Here is a 19,169-nt window from a genome sequence, read left to right on the forward strand (position 1 = left end):
TACGAAATGGCTGGATCCGTTGCTAACTTAGACATGAAAGGTTGTTTCATGACTAAAGGTTTCGAAAACTTCATCCCATTAGTAGCTGCTGCTCACGAAATTGCTGCATGCGCTGCTAAATTAGCACAAGAAGCAAGAGAAATCGAAAAAGCAAATGATACTGTTTTAAGAACCCCTCACATGAAAGAAGGAAACCCAGGTTGTAAAACAGACTTAATCTCAAAACCAGAATAAGTAGTTTAATTACTACTTTATTTTTTTCTTTTTTTTAACCGACCATCCAAACAGACCATCTTATCTACTGATTTTTAATATATTGCACCCTATCTGTAATTTACATTTAGATAATTTAATAACTATTGAATTAAAAAAATAGTATTAGTCTTGGATATGGGGTGTTATTTTGAAAATTTTTAAAATATTAATGGTTTTCATTCTGCTAATAATGATGATTAGCACCGTGAATGCAGCGGACAATGCCGTTCAAAATGACACTGAATCCATTGGTGAGTCGCCTGATGCATTAAACGGGGAATCCCGCAATGGAGATGATATTTATATAACTCCAAATGAAGGAGATGAAAACGCACTGAATTCAAACGGCACCGAAAATCATGAAGAGATCCCATATGACAACAAATACTATCTTTTCAGGGGCGACTGCTGGACCACAAACAACAATTTTGAATCAAGTGCATCAGTTACCAGCGAAACACCACATGACCTGACCGTTACCGGAACTTTCCGTACCGAAAATGACATTATCGGATTATACTGGAATTCAAAAGATCCCATTCAGCATCCATATATAAGCTATGGAAACCGCAGCAATTATTCTGGCGTGACATTGGACTTTGACTATGAGATGACCGGATGCATGGATTTCTCAAACAGCAGGATAAACATCATAATTGCGGCCAATACCGGAGAAACCTATTTCATCACAATGAACCGCTTTATTGAAAACCATCACGTCAGCATAGATTTCAATAATTTAACATTGCTGCCGGGAAATTCCTATCTGGACAGGAACGGGCAGGGAGTAATCGTTGACAGGGAAACAAAACTGGATGTGACAAACCTGAAATACATCATGCTTTCACTGCTTCCCGCAAATTTCGTTGAAAGCAGCACACAATATAGAATTACCGAAAATGAAAATTTCACCTGTAAAATATCCAACATAACCGTCGGCAATGGGGAAATCAGCAACGAACAGTTGCCGTTAAGCCCTCATCAGTACAGACTCTGTGAAGATTATGACGATATCTACAATCTTAATCCAATGAGGATCAGCAAGGAAATGAGAAAATTAGGCTATGTCGGATGGGCTGACCTATACATTGGCGCTTCATACTTTTATGAGAAAAGAGGCATTGTTGGAGACGTGATTTCTGATATGGGATTCAACCACAACAGAACCGAAAAAATGGTCTTAGATAAAAACGTGCCATTGAGCACTGCATTTAGATCCTGGTTGGACTGTTATTCCAGTGAATTGAAAAAGAATGGTGTTGAAAACCTCATCATAAGTCTTTCCATGGAGAATATGCAATGCCCTCAAAGCTGGAGGCAAATGGATGCAAACGGCAATTTTGCCATGACCGGATGGAGCCCGTCAACATTCTTTTACAGCCCATGCAATGAGGATGTCATTCAATATATGCAGATGGTAAGCGAAGCATGTCTGGACATTATTGTAAACAATGGATTCAGACCTATTCTGCAGATGGGCGAATCCTGGTGGTGGTGGAATGAAAATCAACAGCCAAACCAGTCCCCATGCTTCTATGACAATTCAACAAAAGCCAAATATTTAGCAGAACACAGCACTGCCCTACCTGAATATTACAATGCCAAGGACAGTGAATATAACCGGTCAGTCATGAACTGGCTGAATCAGCAGCTGGTACATTACAGCGATGCCCTTCGTGAAGTCGTCAAGGGCGAAAAGTATATCGACGGATTATATATGGCCTTGTTCTTCCCACCAAGCGTTACTGATACCGATAGAGTTCCTCCAATGATGATAGATGCAAATTACCTGGTTGATGCATATTCACCTTCCAAACTGGACATTCTCCAGATTGAGGATTACGATTGGGTAATCTCTGAAAATCCGCATCACCAAGAGGCATACACCATAGGGCAGGAATTGGGATTCAGTGCAGACAGACTGCATTATTTCGGAGGATTTGTTGAAAATCCCGAATATGCGGACCAATACTGGAAACTGATAAATCAGTCAATGGACGATGCACTGGAAAATGGATTTGAAGAGGTCTTTGTCTGGGCAGGGCTGCAGGTTCGAAGGGACAATAAAATCATCGGCCATGATGAGGATAAAATATTAAGCGGTTTAACATCCCCAACAGTAACTTCACCGGATTATGTGAGCGTTGACGAAAAATTCGCAATTACAATCCATGCAAACGAATGGGTCAACGGTACCTTAAATGTATATGACTACAGCAATGGCGAAAAAGGAATATTGCTGGCTTCAGATGCAATAACCAATGGAATCTCATCAATCGAATTGTCAAGCAAAACCACAGGTTTAAACAAATTTTACTTGGACTTTGATACTTCCGGCGGAGAATATCACCTGATTGAAGGGGTTTATGTAATTGAAAACTCAGAAAACATCACAGCCGACATTCCAACTGAAGTTGAAAGCGGATTCGGTGTGAACATTTCATTCAAAGCTCCTGACAGTCCATTTAACTCACTATCCATTTCCATTGATAGAAACCTGCCTACTTACTATCAAGTGGAAAACGGCAAATTCACAATAGCGATTTCAGACCTTCCGTCAGGATATCATAAAATTTCACTGAAATACAATGATAAAATCCAATTGGGAGAGGCATACTCCAATACCTTTACAGTCAATGTAGGTTCAAGAACACTCATTGAAGCGAATAACATGACCGTCACTTATAATTCAAATGAAAAACTGATTGTCTATTTAAAAGACAGCGAAGGCCATGCAGTACAAGGAAAGGAGATTTCAATTAATTTGAACGGAATAAATCATACTGCAGCTACCGATGACAACAGAAAGGCCACATTTATAATCGACCTGATTCCAGGCCATTACACCGCTGAAATATCATTCACCGGAGATGACGGTTATTTATCTTCATTGGCGAATGCCCACATTACCATAAATAAAATTGGCAGTCAGATAACAGCTCCTAGCATAAGCACCACATACAATGTTGCAAAAAACCTGGTTGTTACACTTAAAGATGACAAGGGCAATGCTTTAGCAGGACAAAACGTTGCTGTTAAGCTGAACGGCAAGGTTTACAATAAAATAACAGATGCAAAGGGACAGGTTAAGATATCCGTAAGTCTGCCTGTCAAGGAATATCCTGTAAAAATCACATTTGCAGGAAGCGCCATCTATAAATCTTCAGCAAGAACCGTCAAGGTAACGGTTGGGAAGGCAACTCCAAAGCTTACTGCATCTTCCAAAAAATTTAAGGCCAAAGCAAAAAGCAAAAAGATAACTGCGACATTCAAGAACAACAAAGGCAAGGCAATGAAAAAAGTAAAACTCACCTTGAAAGTTAAGGGCAAAACATACAAGGCAACCACAAACACCAAAGGCAAAGCAACATTTAACCTTAAAAAGTTAAGCAAAAAAGGAAAATACAGTGCAGTTTTCAAATATGCTGGAAATTCAAACTATAAGCCAGTAAGTAAAAAAATTAGAATAACTATAAAATAAAAAAAGAAAAGTATTATTGATTATAATACTCCTTTTGTAGAGGGAATCTGATCATGCTCTATCTTGATTGCCTCTTTTAAAGCTTTCGCAAATGCCTTGAAGACTGCCTCGGCCTTGTGGTGGTCGTTTGCACCTTCGACTGTTCCGTAAATATTCAATTTTGCGCTGGATGAGAATGATTCGAAAAAGTGAATTATGACATCGGAGGTCATGTCCCCTATCTTTTCATTCTTAAAATCAAGGCTCATGTTGCAGTAGCTGCGTCCGCTTATATCGATTGCAACTGTTGAAACTGATTCATCCATAGGAACTATGGCATGCGCCATCCTTTTTATGCCTTTCTTATCGCCAATTGCTTCAAGAAACGCTTCGCCCAAAAGGATTCCAACATCCTCTACTGTGTGGTGATCGTCTATTTCAATATCACCTGCAGCCTCAACATCCAAATCTATCATTGAATGTTTGGAAAATGATTCCAGCATGTGGTTGAAAAAGTTAACGCCTGTCTGGATGTTATACTTACCTTCTCCATCCAAATTCATACTTATTGCAATATCGGTTTCTGATGTTTTCCTTGAAACATTTGAAATTCTAGTCATAATCTAACCTACAAAATAATTAATTTTAGCTTCAATAATTTAGGCATCTTCGCCTGGACGTATAATTTTAATGCAGTCTGTAGGGCATTCCATGGCACATAGTGTACAAACATGACAATATCTTAAATCCAATATACGTGCAACCCTACCAACCTTCCAAATTTTAGCAGATTTGGGACAAATCTCAGCACAATTTCCACATCCAATACATTTATCTTCATCGACTAAAATTTGCAACGGCATAATATCACCTTATAATTTTAAAGTAGCAACTGACATTGCTTTAAATCCTATATAAACCTCTTTACCAATGTTAAGGCTCAATTCTTTTTCTGCAGACACTGTAATGTCACAGCACAAAGTAACTCCGCCGACATTTATTTTGACACGGATAATTTCACCCTCTAACCTCATTTCAACAATCTGCCCTTTCAGGATATTACGGATACTTGAGGTCTGCGGCTCCAACATCAAAAAGATGTTGTCATAACTTATCAAGGCCAATATCTCATCGCCGATTTTGTAATTCCTGTTCAATGGAGCATTGATTTCAAACTCCTCATTCTTGATGGTCATTACGCCTTTGGCATCATTGATGTCGACAATTGTGGCTTCGATTTCATTGACATCCTTGTGAAGCTCCATGATTGCATTGATCTTTTTGCATTCCTTTAAAATGGAGTATCCCTCATCGGTCAGGGAAGTTCCTCCGCCCCCACCTTTTCCGCCTTTGGTGGTGCTTACAACCTTAACGTCAAGAGTGGATTCAATCTTATCAATATAATTTAAAGCAGTCCTGTAGGAAACATTAATCTCCTTAGCAGCTGCTGTTAGAGAACCAGTCTCTAAAATAGACACAAGCAAGTTGTACTTTTTGCTGTCAAGCAAAAAGGAATTGCCATCCACATTAATTTTATATTCAACACCTGCACTAACATCAGTCATTATAAATCCCCCGAAATATAACAATAATATTTTTATTTATCATATTTAAATATGTTTTCTATTTAAATTAGATTGACATGTTCGAAAATAATTTCAAGAAAAAATTCACATCGCCGAAATCAGTCCCTAAACTCCAATCTTTCAACAAAATTCAGGAGTTTGTTAATGATTTTTGACAAAGGACCTAAATTGTTTGAAAAGTCCCTTAAACTTTCTATATCATCCTTTTGGAAGAACTTGACCAAAATCAATGCAAAGAAATAGACAACCATGCACACAACGATGCCTGGGAATAGCCATAATGTGCTTTTTGGAATGAAGAATGCAACTACACCCATTATCATTGCAGCAACTATTATTTTAACAATTGCCATGGTAGGAGCCTTTGTCTTTGTGAGTCTGAATACGAAAAATACACATGGAATCATCATAAACAAGCATGCAATAGTGGTTGCAAGGGCTCCACCTGCAATACCCATAGTCGGAACCATGGCCCAATTCAATACGCTTGTAACGATTGCTCCACCAATTAGAATATACATTGGAATTCTAGGATTTCCGATACCCTGAATGATACTGGTTGAAATTGAAAATATTGAATAAAAAGTCATACCTATTGACAAAATCGCCAAGGCTGATGCACCGGCAATGTAGGCAGGATTCTTAAAGTATAGAATCGCAAGGGTAGGAGTCGCAAACAATGCAAGGCCGACACACATCGGCACAACGAATAAGAGTGACAACTTATAAGCTTCAGAAACATATTTCTGCAGAGCGGAAATATCCTTGAGCTTAAAAGCTTCAGATGAAGCAGGCAAAATAGTAGTTGCAATGGAAATTGATATGATTAAAGGCAAACGGGAAATTGGATCTGCCGCTGCAAAAAATCCGATGTCGTTAAAAGTCAAAAACTTACCCATTACAATAGTACAAATGTTATAAATGAGCATTTCCGCAATGGCTGTGATGATAACAGGAATTGAAAACTTGACCAATGTTGTTGCAAGCTTCAACTCGTCCCGCCTTGTGAATATAAAGTCATCACTTGCTTTTGGAATGTATTTGCCCATGTGAAACTTAAAAATATAGATTGCCGCAACCACAGATAATGAATAGCCTAAAACAGTACCCCATAAAGCTCCGACAGTTGAAAGGCCTATCAAAACAAATGCGGTAGCAAACAAGATCATACCAAGCTGCTCAACAGCACGGGTATACACGATATACTCCATCTTATAGACGCCCTGAAACGCCCCTCTAAAAGCGCCCACAATTACGCTGAATGGAGTGATTAAACCAACAATCTGCAAAGGTATCAATGCAGCAGGCTTCTGCAAATAAGTATAAGCCAAAAAAGGAGCTACGACGAATATCATCATCACTCCAAAGAACAATCCTAGAAAAACCATTATCTTCAAGGCCGTATAAATAGTTTGACGGGCCATATCCTTTTCATCAACCGCCTCATATTCAGCGACATATTTTGCTATCGCTGGAGGAAGCCCACCTGCAGATAATGTCTGGAAAATTCCTTGAAAAGGCAGAGTGATTCCTAAAATACCATAGGCGGTAGGACCTAAAAGTATCGCCATTAAAAAACGATAAATATAACCTCCCAAACGGAAAATTATATTTCCTATGAAAATTATCAGACTCCCTCTTACCAACTTATTTGCCATAATATAACCTAAAAAGAGTTATTACATATATGTAACTTAATTTTACTATTTAAATGTACTTATTTAAGAAATTTTCAAACTCCCTAAGGGTCCTATCCAATGACTCCATGCCATATGAATCCCTCTTTATTTCATCAATTGAGTCCTGTGACCAGAAAGAAGCCCCCAGATTGGAACCGAAAGGCCCTCCGCTTACCGGGATTATTCCATGTATCATGAAATATGTGATGTTGGCCAGATGGGCAAAATCCTGCCCTCCTGTACGGTCGCCTCCGACTGCGATACTCATTCCAATCTTGCCTCTCAGGAGATTGTAGTCGATAGCTTCCAAAGCTCTTGTCCTATCCATTATTGCTGAAAGATTTGATGAAATGGATCCTGAATGAATCGGAGTGGCCAATATTATGCCGTCCGCATCCTGGAGATTCCTGTATACCCCATCCATATCGTCCTGGATGATGCATCTTTTGTTTTCCAAACAGTAATCACAATGCATACATGGCTTGATATCCTTCGCCTGACAGGTAAACATTTCAGTTTCAAAATCATGGCTTTTCAGTATGTGCAAAGCGTGTGTCAACACATAATGAGTTGTATCATTTCTCGGACTTGCGCAAATTCCAAAGATTTTCATAAAAATATTTTTGGTTTGGATAGTAAAAATATTTTAGCAATTTCTTGAAAAGGCTTTGAAAAAAGAAATGGAAAATAGAGAAATTAATCCCTATTTTTTAATTTTAATTGTAGATTTTTTATTAATTGCATATTTATTGTTTCCGGATGAAATTACAACTTTATGTTTGCCAATTTTTAGTTTTTTAGTATTTAATTTAGCAATACCTTTAGCATTTGTTTTAATTTTATAAGTTTTGGCCTTCTTACCTGTGAAAACCTTAACCTTAACAATGATGCCCTTAACTACTTTTTTTGTTGCCTTGTTTTTAACAGTGACTGTAAAGTATTTAGATTTTTTATAATTAGCAGTTAATTTTTTAGCAGAAACGATTGTATTTGCTTTAGAAACTTTAATTGAAGAAACAGTTTTTAAAATGCTGTATTCAGCATTTGATGAAGTAATTTCAACTTTATGATTACCAATATCCAATGTGGATGCTCCAGTGAATGTTGCAATACCTTTAGCATTAGTTTTCAAAGTTTTGGTTACATATTTACTGCCAGTGAAAATTTTAACTGTTAGTTTTAAATTATCAACAGGATTTTTATTAGCATCTAAAACCTTGATATCAAAAGTTTTGCCGGAACCATATGTGGTTGATACTGCTGTTGGAATTACAGTAGCTTTCATTGCCTCATCCCCACTATCCCCAGGAGCTTCTTTGGTGATTACAATAATCTGTTGTAATGCCAATAAATAAGAGTTTGTTGAAACAAAAGAAATCAAATTGGTATCCGCAATTGAATTGGTGATATCTAATGCATACAGATTTGTTGAATTGGTATTTCCATCCCATACGTCCTCATTTAATTGATTATTGAAAATAACATTACCTTCGCCTTTTTGAGCTCCTGCAGCAAAGATATATAGTTTAGCGCCCATTTTTCCACTTGAATTAACATTAAATACTGAATCTACTTTAGATTCCCTATTTAATTCATTGAAGTCAGTGAAAGAAAGTAAATCAGCATCATTTGAAATGTAAACTTCCTTGATGGTTTTGCTTCCAGTTGTATTGTACATGTAAATTAAGGTTGACGGATAAACAAATGGAATATTTGATTTCTTATTTAAAGCGAATGAATTGGAACCCTCCTTAATTGATTGGCTTACATCATAAACCAATACTCCGTATCCATAATCTGCCTCGCTTCCAAAGTTGATTTGATCCCTGTACAATAAAATAGGATTTATTTCAACATTATTGAATTTTGTTGAAAACATGTTTAAATCTTCATTTAAACCTTCATAAGGATTGAAATAACTATAAGGAACATAAATTAATGCTTTTACAAAGTTGGAATTAGCAGGTAAAGTTACAGTCCACCCATCTATTCTAGAAGTGGCGTAATTATCAAGATAGGAAGTGAAATCCTTGACATCAATAACAATATCCCCAGTTATTGTTCCATTAAAGAAAGGATTAAATGCATTTGAAGGATAAGAGAAATCTTTTCCCAAGTAACCATCATATAATATCGGAGCACTAATTGAATATGAACTAATCTTTTCTCCGTTGAATATTATTTCAGCAGTGTAGTTGACTTTATCATTGTCCCCACCATAAACTGTATTTGCATCAATAGGCCTGAGGGTTGGGTCTGCAAATGATATTGTAGTGCTTTTACCATTTAGAACAATGTCTTGTGAACCTATGAATGCACTATCAGCATAGAGATTAATTGTAAATTCACCACTTCTTGTGTTTTTAATTCCAATGTATACTTTGTTAGAAGTGCCCGCAAAGGCAACATTATCATATTCAGTGTTTATTGAAGAAACGGAAGTCTGTATTTTTTTAGTCAACACCATTATTTGCTGCAATGCAAAGAGTCTGTAGCCAGGCACATTTGAATAAGCGCCAACAGTGACATTGTTGATATCCTTAACTGTTCTTTTAATATCTAACTTTTTCAAAGAGGTTTGCCTGCCTTCAATTGTCCATTTGGTTCTTTCACCATTAAAAACAATGTATGCATCGTCCCCAGAATCATCTGTTGCAGCAAAAACGTAAAAGTCAGCAGATTGAACCAATTCAGAACTGACATTGAATCTGGTATTCAATTCGACTGGCCTATTGGCTACATTATAAGAATTTTCAAGAATATCCGCAGTATTATCGATATAAATAAATTTTAAGGTATCGCTACCGGTCTTGTTATACATATATATTAAAGTACTTGGATTTAATGCAGGATATTCGTCAAATTTCTTGAGGAACAATGTATTATCACCATTTCTAAGATATTCAGTCACATCATAAATGAAAACACCATATCCATATACTGCATAAGGATATTCAGTTGTAAATGCATGAAGAATATTGGATTGATCCCTATAATATCCGCATACGTTCAATTTGTTTCCGTTGAATGTGGCCTCAATCAGATTTTCATTTTCTGTAATGTTATTGAGATAATTTGGAATATAGTAATTATAAGGAACATAAATAAATGCCCTAACGAGATTAGACCCGCTAGGCAATTCCAGATTCCAAACATCGGTTCTGTTTAAATCTTTTCTATCCAAGTAGGTGGTCTCATCTTTAACCTTAACTACAATATCCCCAGTGATTGAAGCATTGTATGAGAATGGAATGTCATAACCTGTTTCATATGCAAAATCTTTACTTAAAAGACCATTGTAAAGAATAGGAATTAGACTGGAAAACGAATTGACCATTTCTCCATCATAATACAATAATAAAGTGTAATTAGTTTTATCATGATTTGCCTTATAATCAGTGTTTTTGTCAACAGCCCTGATTGTAGGGTCAGTGAGATGAACTGTTGTAGCCACCAATTTTTGCAAATTAACGTTAACGCTGTCCACTTCCACACCATCAACCAATAACTTAAGGTTATAAGTTCCTGCATTATTCACTTTAACGGAAGCGGTTATGGTATTATTGGTACCTGCATAAACAAGGATGATTGGAGTTGTTCCTAATGAAAACTCTGTTCTGAATGAGAGTTCCTCACCGCCGACGGACTCTCTAGAATAATAGCTGTTGTCAACGACCAAAAGGGACATGGCCTCTTTAAATGAAGCCCATCCGGAAGAACTGGCTGTGCATTCCAAATACAACTCAGAGTCAAACAATTCAGTCAAATCCCACTCATGATATTGATAATAACTTCCATCAATGTAAACATCCCCATAATCCTCCTGAGAAATTAGAGGCATACCGTTCAACTCATAAAACGCATCATTACTTGAAAGCCCAATATTTGTAAGAGTTGCTTTACCATATTCCCCAAGTTCAAATTCGCCGGCATCAAAAGAAACAGCAGTCTTGGCATTTGTCCATGCTTGACCTGCATTAAACTGGTAGAATACCTCATCATCATCACCGTCATCATATGCAAGAATTAGAGATACCAATTTAATCCTGCCGTCGAATTGCCTGTTTCCAGGCAGGGAAAGAACATCAACAGACACTGAAGTCCCATTCAATCCTTGAACCATATCCGTTATATTATAAAAGATCATATAATCAGAATAGACTTTGTCTATATAATCATTCAAAACAAATCTTGTGCCGTCAATCACTCCACTTGGATACCACAAATATTCTGAATGAGTGGAAGTGGCATTAACAGTGGCTATAGTAGTATTTGCAATTATATCATAAGTTGGCTGTGCAGTTCCCGCATAAACATTAACATAAACATATGCAAACTTAATGTCAGTAGCTTCTGACGGTATTAAATAAGTTATTCCTCCACGATTACCATTGACACTGTCACTAGGCGCCCATGGGTGTGTCGCTGTTAGATCCACACCTCCTGAAACAACACCCCTCTCAACAAGAGGGATGTCATCGCTTATGACAGTATCCTTTAAAATATCCTCATTAGAACCAGCTAATTTTCCATCGCCAGAAGACGATTCAACTTCCTGCAAGTCAACACTCTCATCATCAATAGATAATATGTCCGAATCACTGCAGGTTTGATTTAAATCATTAGTGTCTTCAGCAAAGACAATTCCTGCATTAACGATGATAATTAGTGTTAAAATAATCAGCAAAAATTTTTTATTAAACATTGTCTTTACCTTAATAATTTTTAATAATATTTTATTATTCAGATAATATATTTATTAAAAATAATAATATAAGTTTTTCCAAAAAGTTTAAAAAAATGAGCAAATTTTAAAAAAATAGATAAAAATAGAGAAATTAATCTCTATTTTTTGATTAAAATTTTACCTTTTTTACTGACTGCTTTGTAAGCTCCATCACCAGCAAATTTAACCTTGTACTTGAAAGTTCCTCGTTTATTGAGTTTAACTTTAATGGTAGCTACACCTTTTGAATTGGTTTTAGCTTTGAAAGTTTTACCTTTGACAGTTAGAGTAACTTTCTTTTTAGCCAAAGCTTTTCCTTCAGATTTTAAAGTTATTTTAACTTTTTTGGTTTTCTTTTTAACTTTAAATTTCTTTTTAGGAGCAGTGATTTTTGTAGCTTTTTTGGTTACAGTAATTTTACCGGTTGCTACAGTAGCTGCGTATGTTTTATCACCCATGTATGTGACTACAGCATTGTAAGTGCCTGCTTTTGAGTATTTGACTGACAATTTTGCAATACCCTTATCATCAGTGGTCACTTTTTTGGTTACGCCATTAATAATAATGGATACTGTTTTATTAGCTAAAACATTACCTTTACTATCTGTTAATGTAACTTGGAAGTTTCCACTGTTTAAAGCTTTGATTTTCAAAGCACTAACCGCAATATTTGTAGGAATTAATTCAGAAGTCATGTTCTGAATTTGTTTTTGAGCTTCAGCCAATTGAGCAGTTAAATTAGCAACTTTAGCTTCCGCAGCAGTCACATTAGCTTGAGCTTCAGCCAATTGAGCAGTTAAATTAGCAACTTTAGCTTCCGCAGCAGTTAAATTAGACTTAGCATCAGCAAGTTCACTAGCCAAACTAGTAGCATTAGCCTGAGCCTCAGCCAATTGAGCATTTGTATTAGCCAATTGTTCAGTTAAATTAGTAATGTTACTGTTAGCATTAGCCAATTGAGCAGTCAAATCAGTGACTTGTTGTTGAGCATCAGCAAGTTGACCTTCCAATGTAGCAATTTCAGCTTCCGCAGCAGTTAAATTAGATTTAACATTAGCAAGCTCATCAGCCAAAGCAGTAACATTAGCTTGAGCCTCAGCCAATTGAGCAGTCAAATCAGCAACTTCAGAAGTTTTATTATCTAATTGAGCAGTAATATCTGCTAATTGAGCAGTTAAATTAGCAACTTTTTCATTTGCTACAGCAAGATCACTTTCCAAACCGGCAATAGTTTCATTTGCAACAGTCAAATTAGCCTTAGCATCAGCAAGCTCATCAGCCAAAGCAGTAGCATTAGCCTGAGCCTCAGCCAATTGTGCCTCTAAATCAGAAATTGTTTTGTTGGTTTCTTCATCTGAAGCAATATCACTTAAAGTGATTGATTTGCTTGAAGCTAAAAATTCACCGTTTGCTTCGAAAATTATGTTGTTTACACCGTTTTTACCGACTATTGTAAATTCACCAGCATCATTAGTTACGGCAGTTGCAAAGTCTGCACCATCAACAGTCAATTTTATGGTTTGACCTGCTAAACCTAAACCAGCATTATCTTTTAGAATTCCTGAAATAGTGCCGTTACCTTGGATTGAAGTGATTTCTATGGAAGTTTCCACTGTTTCCATTTTAGTAATGACCAGAACTTGCTCATAAGCAACAGTAGTTGTAGACCGGGTGGTTGAAACAAACCATACCCTATTGTTTTCAGAAATACTGTCAGTTACATCTAATTCTAAAGCATAACAACTGTTAGAAGTACGTCCTATGAATGCATTTTCTACTTCCTTATCATTGAATAAAAGATTATTATACATTGAAGAGGAACCAGTGAATACATACCAGGTTGCTTCAGTCATATTTTCTAAATTCAATCCATTATAATCTACTACAAATTTAATTTTGTCATCAAAACCTTCCATATTATAATTTGGATAAAATACGTCACAAATATCGCTGAAGTAAACTTCTTTGGTTACGTGGCTATTTGGCATGTCATATAATACATATAAGGTAGATGGATATAATGCGCAATTGCCTGTTTTAGTAATGGCGAAATAATTTTCCTCATTTGCCTTATAATACTCACTTACATCAAATACTAGAAGACCATAGTCATATGCACCCCAACCACCGAGGTTGCCTCTATCTCTTTCAAAAGAGATATGATCGGAAGTTATTTCAACATCATTGAATATTAATGTCCATCCATTAGGGAAGAATGAAGTGTCCCAGTTATAGTTGAAGTATAAGAATGCCCTGATATTTTCTGCATCTTCAGGTGTTACAATGTTCCAGGTTTCATTTCTGAATCTTGAATATTGATCCATGTAAACGCTTTCATCTTGTGTAGCGATGATAATATCTCCAGTGACAGTGAAATTCCTGTTTATGATATTGTCATGGCCACCATAGGCATATGTTTTGTTTAGGTATCCGTTATATGCAAGTATTTTATCAACACTTCTTGTTGTAACCAAGTCTTGGCCTCTCATCAAATTAAATGTGAATCTGATTTTATTATTTTGTGCAGCAGGCCATACAGTCTGTTCTGTTATCGGACGGATTGTAGGATCAGTGATAGCAATTGTTGAAGTTCCGCTGATTAATGATTCGATTGTATAGCTAGCAATCAACTCACCAGATTCATCTGAATAAACTTCAAGAACTAATCCTTCAACAGTGCTTTCTCCAGCATTGTTTAAAGTAATGGTGAAAGTATTATTGACACCAGGGTAAATTCCATCGTTCCATTGAGTTTTTACATTAGTAATTTCCACTTCAGGCAATGTTTCTTTTACTGTAAATTTAATTTCGTTTTTGATTCCCAATACATCTACAGTAATTACTTCATCACCAAGGGTAGTAGCATTATAAGTAGATACAACACTATCAGTCATGGATGTTTCATTAGGAGTTATTTTACCTAAAATAGCATCAAATACTGCAGGCAATTGGACTACATTACCATTTAATGTAGTTGTGATAGTCACTAAATCGCCAGCATAAACATTTTCTTGACTTAAAGTAGAGGATAAAACTAAGTAAGATTCTACATCACCGTTTGTGTGTCCTAAGTCTTTAGGATTTATGTCTTTAGTAGTGTCATTGTTTCCCCACCAGTTATTTTCTAATGAAGCAACAGCATTGTTTCCAAGGTTAATGGTTAATAATCCTTCACCAATCAATATTGAATTGACAAGAACATGATTTCCTGCACCATAGTTAATTGCTTGACCAGCATTTGCTCTGGATTTATCGCCTAAACTATTATTGAAAAGAACTGATCTGTTAATTATGGAATCACCATAAATCATTAGTGCTCCACCCATAGCATAACCGGTGTTTAATGCTCTATTGTTAATGAATTGAGATTCCTGAATATTTACAAAAATATTACCGGATTGAGCGTTGATAGCACTACCGCCATACCATGCAGTATTGTTTTCAAAGTAGGAATTGGTAATTACAGCATTTGAAGTCATTAAATTGATAGCACCGGAATAGCTTCCACTAGTTCCAGCAGTATTGTTAATGAACTTACAATTATCGATGTTTAAAATTGAGTTAGTAACATAAAGTGCTCCACCACGTTTAATTGCAGCATTGGAAACATTTGCATTGACGAAAATTAAATTATTCAAATTAACTGTTAAACCATCAATATTAAATATTCTGCTTGTATTATTTGCATCGATGATTATTTCATCACCAAGACCAACAATGGAAATATTCTTATCAATGGTCAAACCTTCAACATCAACACCATCCAAATAATAGTGGCCATCAGCAAGGTAAATGGTTTTACCTTCTCCAACAATGCTTAATGCATGTTGAATGGTTTTTACAGCATTTTCCCAACTATCACCAGCATTAGTATCTAAACCGCCAGCGTAATTAACAAATACAGTTCCAGCTTCAGGAGCGACATTTAAGTCTAAAGTTCCAACAGGTGCATAAATATTTGCAGTGACGGAACCTTCACCCATTACGGCAGGAGTGTATGTGGTTGTTCCGATACCGTTTACAAGAGTGGTCTCTACAGGATTAACATTACCATTTACAGCAGCGAATGTTAAAGGAAGAGTGCTTGGAAGTGAGTCAATGTCTGCAGTTGCACCATTATTCAGTTTAGTTAAATCAACATTAATTACAATAGGTTCTCCGGCAACAGCGTTACCTTGTGCAGTAATGTCCAATACCAAATAATTGGTATAAGTTATAGCTCCATTAGACAAGGTACTGAAATCAGGAGTGTTTGTTCCCCAATAACAGTTATTAAGGGTTACTGGACGATTTGCATTTTGTTTTCCAATAGGACGACCATCATTATCAGTGTTATTGATGAATATACAATAACTACCGGTTCCTGAGTAACTGTTTCCAGCCAGATATAATGCTCCACCGGTTTTTGCTTTGTTATTAATGAATACATTAGCAGGTCCTATATCAAATCCATAACCACCTACTGTTCCATAACCATAGTTACCAGTTGCAACATTTCCATAGAATAGATTGTTTTTACCTGTGGTTATTTTTCCTTGAGCATAAATGGCGGAACCACGACCGTTAGCAGTGTTTTCTATGAATTTACAATTATCCCCAATTGTGATGGTTCCTTTTTGTTGTGAACCTAAAACACCGCCGGTAGGAGCGCTATTGCCTATGAATGTAACATTATTGATGTTATCGATAGATCCCCTATTTGTTCCAATAGCTCCTCCAGTATTAGCGGCATAAGAGTTTGAAATAATAGAATCAGAAATGATTAAATACCCTTGGCGGATAGGATTTGTATTTCCACCGTCTTCAATCTGAATTGCACCACCGTAAGAACCTCTACCATTGGTTAAAGTTAATCGGGTAATGTTTAATGTATAACCCACAGCAATAGTGAATATTCTTTTTGCGTTTTCACCGGAAATTACAGCATTTGTGCTTTCACCGATGATTTTAATATTTTTAGTTATTGAAATACCTGCTGCTGGGACAGAATCGCCTAATGTGTAGAAACCGTCAGCAACATAAATAGTTCCGTCTTCATCTACAGCACTTACCGCTTTTTCGATTGATTTGAAAGCTTTATCCCAACTATTTCCAGGATTTGAATCAGAACCTCCAGTTGCGTTTACATAAACAATTGCAGTTGAAACCACATCTTCAGAGGATAATGATACAGTATCTGTAAATCCTAAAATATCGGCAGTTACAGCATTATTTTCAGTTTCGGTGAGTGTATATGTGAGGGAAGCAGCGCCATTGACAAGATTAATGCTTTCAACACTGACAGTTCCGCCTGTAGCTGTAATGGTTGCAGGGAGATCTGGTACATCAAATTCGCTGCCATCACTTGAAAGCAAGTTAATGTTAACGGTTGCAGTATCTCCTACATTCATACCTGTCGCATACATTGTCATGTTAAGATATAAATATGATCCGTCAGCATTTGTGTATCCTAAGTCTTTAGGAGTTGTAGCCTTATTAGCATCATTGTTTCCCCACCAGTTATTTGCTAAAACGGCATTGGCAGGAGTTGCATGATAAACTGAGAGATCTCCATCAAGTAAAATAGAATTGGTTATGGTTAAAGCTCCAGTTGTGTATTGATTGATACTTCTTCCATTTTTACCGCTTGCCAATATATTTCCATAAAACATGGATCTGTCAATTATTACAGTTCCATATGAACAAATGGCGCCTCCAGTAGCCCAACCGGTATTTATAACTTCATTATTAGTAAATACGGTGTTGGAAATATTTAATAAGATATTATTATTTTCAGCATTAATTGCGGCACCGGTGTAAAAAGCAGAGTTTCCATCGAAATAGGAATTTGTTATGGTTGCAGTTGATGATTTTAAGTTGATAGCTCCACCGTAGGATGAACTTGCACCTGCAGTATTATTGATGAATTTACAATTATCGACTGTTAAGGTAGCTCCATTAACCCATAAGGCTCCTCCACGTTTGTCACTAGCACTGGCAACATTAGCATTTGCGAATACTATATTAGAGAAGTTTACAGTGTAGGCACCAATACTGAATATTCTACCATTATTATCGGCATCGATTACAGCATTATCACCCATACCTATAATAGAAACGTTTTTATCAATGGTTAGTCCATTAGCATCAATACCATCCAAGTAGTTGACACCGCTTAAATGAATAATTCCATTTGGTTCGATTACGCTTAATGCATGTTCAATTGTTTTAAATGGACTTCCTGCAGTTGTTCCAGGATAATCATCAGAACCGGTAGCATAATTAACATAAACTTCTGTTAAAGGTTCAGTTTCATATGGTTCACCGGCAACTAAAAGAGCAAGATTAGTCTTATAGGAACCGGAATTTTTTTCAAAGAAGAAATTGGTATCGCTTCCCAATTCAAATGCATAACCGATATTGTCCCACTTAATGTCCTGAGAATAATAACTACCCGGAGTTACGGTAGTAGGGGCAATTTCAACATTGTTGATTTTATAAGAATCTGCAAGTGTACTTGATAATGCAATTGTTCTTAAGGAAATACCATCTTTCCTACCATCATAGTTCTGAGTTGCAAAATTAAAATTACCAGTGCTTGAAGATCTCCATAACTGACCTAAATGTAGCCAATAAGTAAATTTGTCATCATCTCCATCGTCATAAGCATAAAACAGTCCAATTAACTTGATACTACCATCAAATTGTTTGTCTGGTATCTTGGTGTTTTCAAGACCAACGGTGATGGTATCACCCGGGCTCAAGTTTTTTACCTTGTCTGTAATATCATAAACCATTTGATAGTCGGAGTACTGTTTGGTAGTGTGGTCATTTACATAATAAACATTTGGATCGTTTGCGAGATTTGTATCGAATGTTAATGTTTCATATCCCAAAACTTCCAGTCCATTGTTTGTGTTTAATGTGACATTGGAATAAAGACCATAGCTTTCACTGCCACTGCCAGAATAGACATTTATAACGACTATTGCAGATTTAAGATCGGTTTGATTCTCCGGTACTGTATAAACTACACTACCAGTTGTAGTTCTACCATTAAATGTAGTTAAATCAACTCCCCCTGAAACAACACCCGTATCGACTTGAGGGATTGTTTCGACGACTTGACTTGAATCTTTTAGTTCTTCATTATTACTTTCACTGGATAAGTCATCTGACCCATCCTGACTTTCAATTACAACAGATTCGTCATTATCAATAGCCACTTCGCCATTATTTGAATCATCTAATTCTTGTGCGCTTACAAACGAAATAGATATCAATAATGTTAAAAGTAATGCAATCAATAATATCGAATTCTTTCTATTAATTTGCAAAATTATTTCCTCCTATTTTTTTGTAATACAAAAAATAATAAATTTATTAAAGGTAATAATAAAATTATAACCTTAATTATTACTATATATTATTGAATATTTAAAACTAACCAATTTATTACTAAATTCGAAAAATAAGTAAAAAAG

General features: G+C 36.1%; 9 protein-coding genes. 2 read left to right on the forward strand and 7 right to left on the reverse strand.

The genetic code is table 11. The features are described from left to right. Window positions 1-234 (forward strand): F420-dependent methylenetetrahydromethanopterin dehydrogenase (locus tag ACJMML_RS08445; RefSeq protein ID WP_405306886.1); only part of this gene is annotated, 234 nt, incomplete at its 5' end. Window positions 235-403: 169 nt separating this feature from the next. Beyond that, the gene (locus tag ACJMML_RS08450; RefSeq protein ID WP_405306887.1) at window positions 404-3,736 is read left to right on the forward strand and encodes a hypothetical protein; all 3,333 of its coding nucleotides are present in this window, start codon (window positions 404-406) and stop codon (window positions 3,734-3,736) included. 20 nt (window positions 3,737-3,756) lie between these two features. Here the strand turns inward: ACJMML_RS08450 and hisB are convergent, their stop codons facing one another. The 7 genes from hisB to ACJMML_RS08485 all read right to left on the reverse strand — a co-directional run bounded on the left by hisB (window position 3,757) and on the right by ACJMML_RS08485 (window position 19,022). Further along, window positions 3,757-4,335, reverse strand: a complete 579-nt coding sequence (gene hisB / locus ACJMML_RS08455) for an imidazoleglycerol-phosphate dehydratase HisB (RefSeq protein ID WP_405306888.1) — start codon at window positions 4,333-4,335, stop codon at window positions 3,757-3,759. Window positions 4,336-4,374: 39 nt separating this feature from the next. Continuing rightward, a complete protein-coding gene (locus ACJMML_RS08460) occupies window positions 4,375-4,578 on the reverse strand; it encodes a 4Fe-4S binding protein (RefSeq protein ID WP_292600098.1) in 204 nt (67 codons plus the stop codon). 9 nt (window positions 4,579-4,587) lie between these two features. Then, on the reverse strand, window positions 4,588-5,280 hold the full coding sequence (locus ACJMML_RS08465; protein ID WP_405306889.1) for a TOBE domain-containing protein: 693 nt from the start codon (window positions 5,278-5,280) through the stop codon (window positions 4,588-4,590). Window positions 5,281-5,399: 119 nt separating this feature from the next. Then, entirely contained in the window at window positions 5,400-6,959 is a 1,560-nt protein-coding gene (locus tag ACJMML_RS08470; protein ID WP_405306890.1) for a flippase, read from the reverse strand. 49 nt (window positions 6,960-7,008) lie between these two features. Next, window positions 7,009-7,593 (reverse strand): flavodoxin family protein, encoded by a 585-nt coding sequence (locus tag ACJMML_RS08475; RefSeq protein WP_405306891.1) that lies wholly within the window; start codon window positions 7,591-7,593, stop codon window positions 7,009-7,011. Between the two features lie 90 nt (window positions 7,594-7,683). Further along, window positions 7,684-11,685: a DUF3344 domain-containing protein gene (locus ACJMML_RS08480; RefSeq protein WP_405306892.1), complete on the reverse strand. Its 4,002-nt coding sequence runs from the start codon at window positions 11,683-11,685 to the stop codon at window positions 7,684-7,686. A gap of 140 nt (window positions 11,686-11,825) precedes the next feature. After that, window positions 11,826-19,022: a DUF3344 domain-containing protein gene (locus tag ACJMML_RS08485; protein WP_405306893.1), complete on the reverse strand. Its 7,197-nt coding sequence runs from the start codon at window positions 19,020-19,022 to the stop codon at window positions 11,826-11,828. Window positions 19,023-19,169 lie beyond the last annotated feature (147 nt).

Source organism: Methanobrevibacter sp., from assembly GCF_045130115.1.
Lineage (GTDB): Archaea > Methanobacteriota > Methanobacteria > Methanobacteriales > Methanobacteriaceae > Methanocatella.

Coding starts and splice junctions, on each gene's coding strand:
- hisB (WP_405306888.1), bottom strand. CDS start 4,335: ATGACTAGAATTTCAAATGTTTCAAGGAAAACATCAGAAACCGATATT.
- ACJMML_RS08465 (WP_405306889.1), bottom strand. CDS start 5,280: ATGACTGATGTTAGTGCAGGTGTTGAATATAAAATTAATGTGGATGGC.
- ACJMML_RS08480 (WP_405306892.1), bottom strand. CDS start 11,685: ATGTTTAATAAAAAATTTTTGCTGATTATTTTAACACTAATTATCATC.
- ACJMML_RS08470 (WP_405306890.1), bottom strand. CDS start 6,959: ATGGCAAATAAGTTGGTAAGAGGGAGTCTGATAATTTTCATAGGAAAT.
- ACJMML_RS08460 (WP_292600098.1), bottom strand. CDS start 4,578: ATGCCGTTGCAAATTTTAGTCGATGAAGATAAATGTATTGGATGTGGA.
- ACJMML_RS08475 (WP_405306891.1), bottom strand. CDS start 7,593: ATGAAAATCTTTGGAATTTGCGCAAGTCCGAGAAATGATACAACTCAT.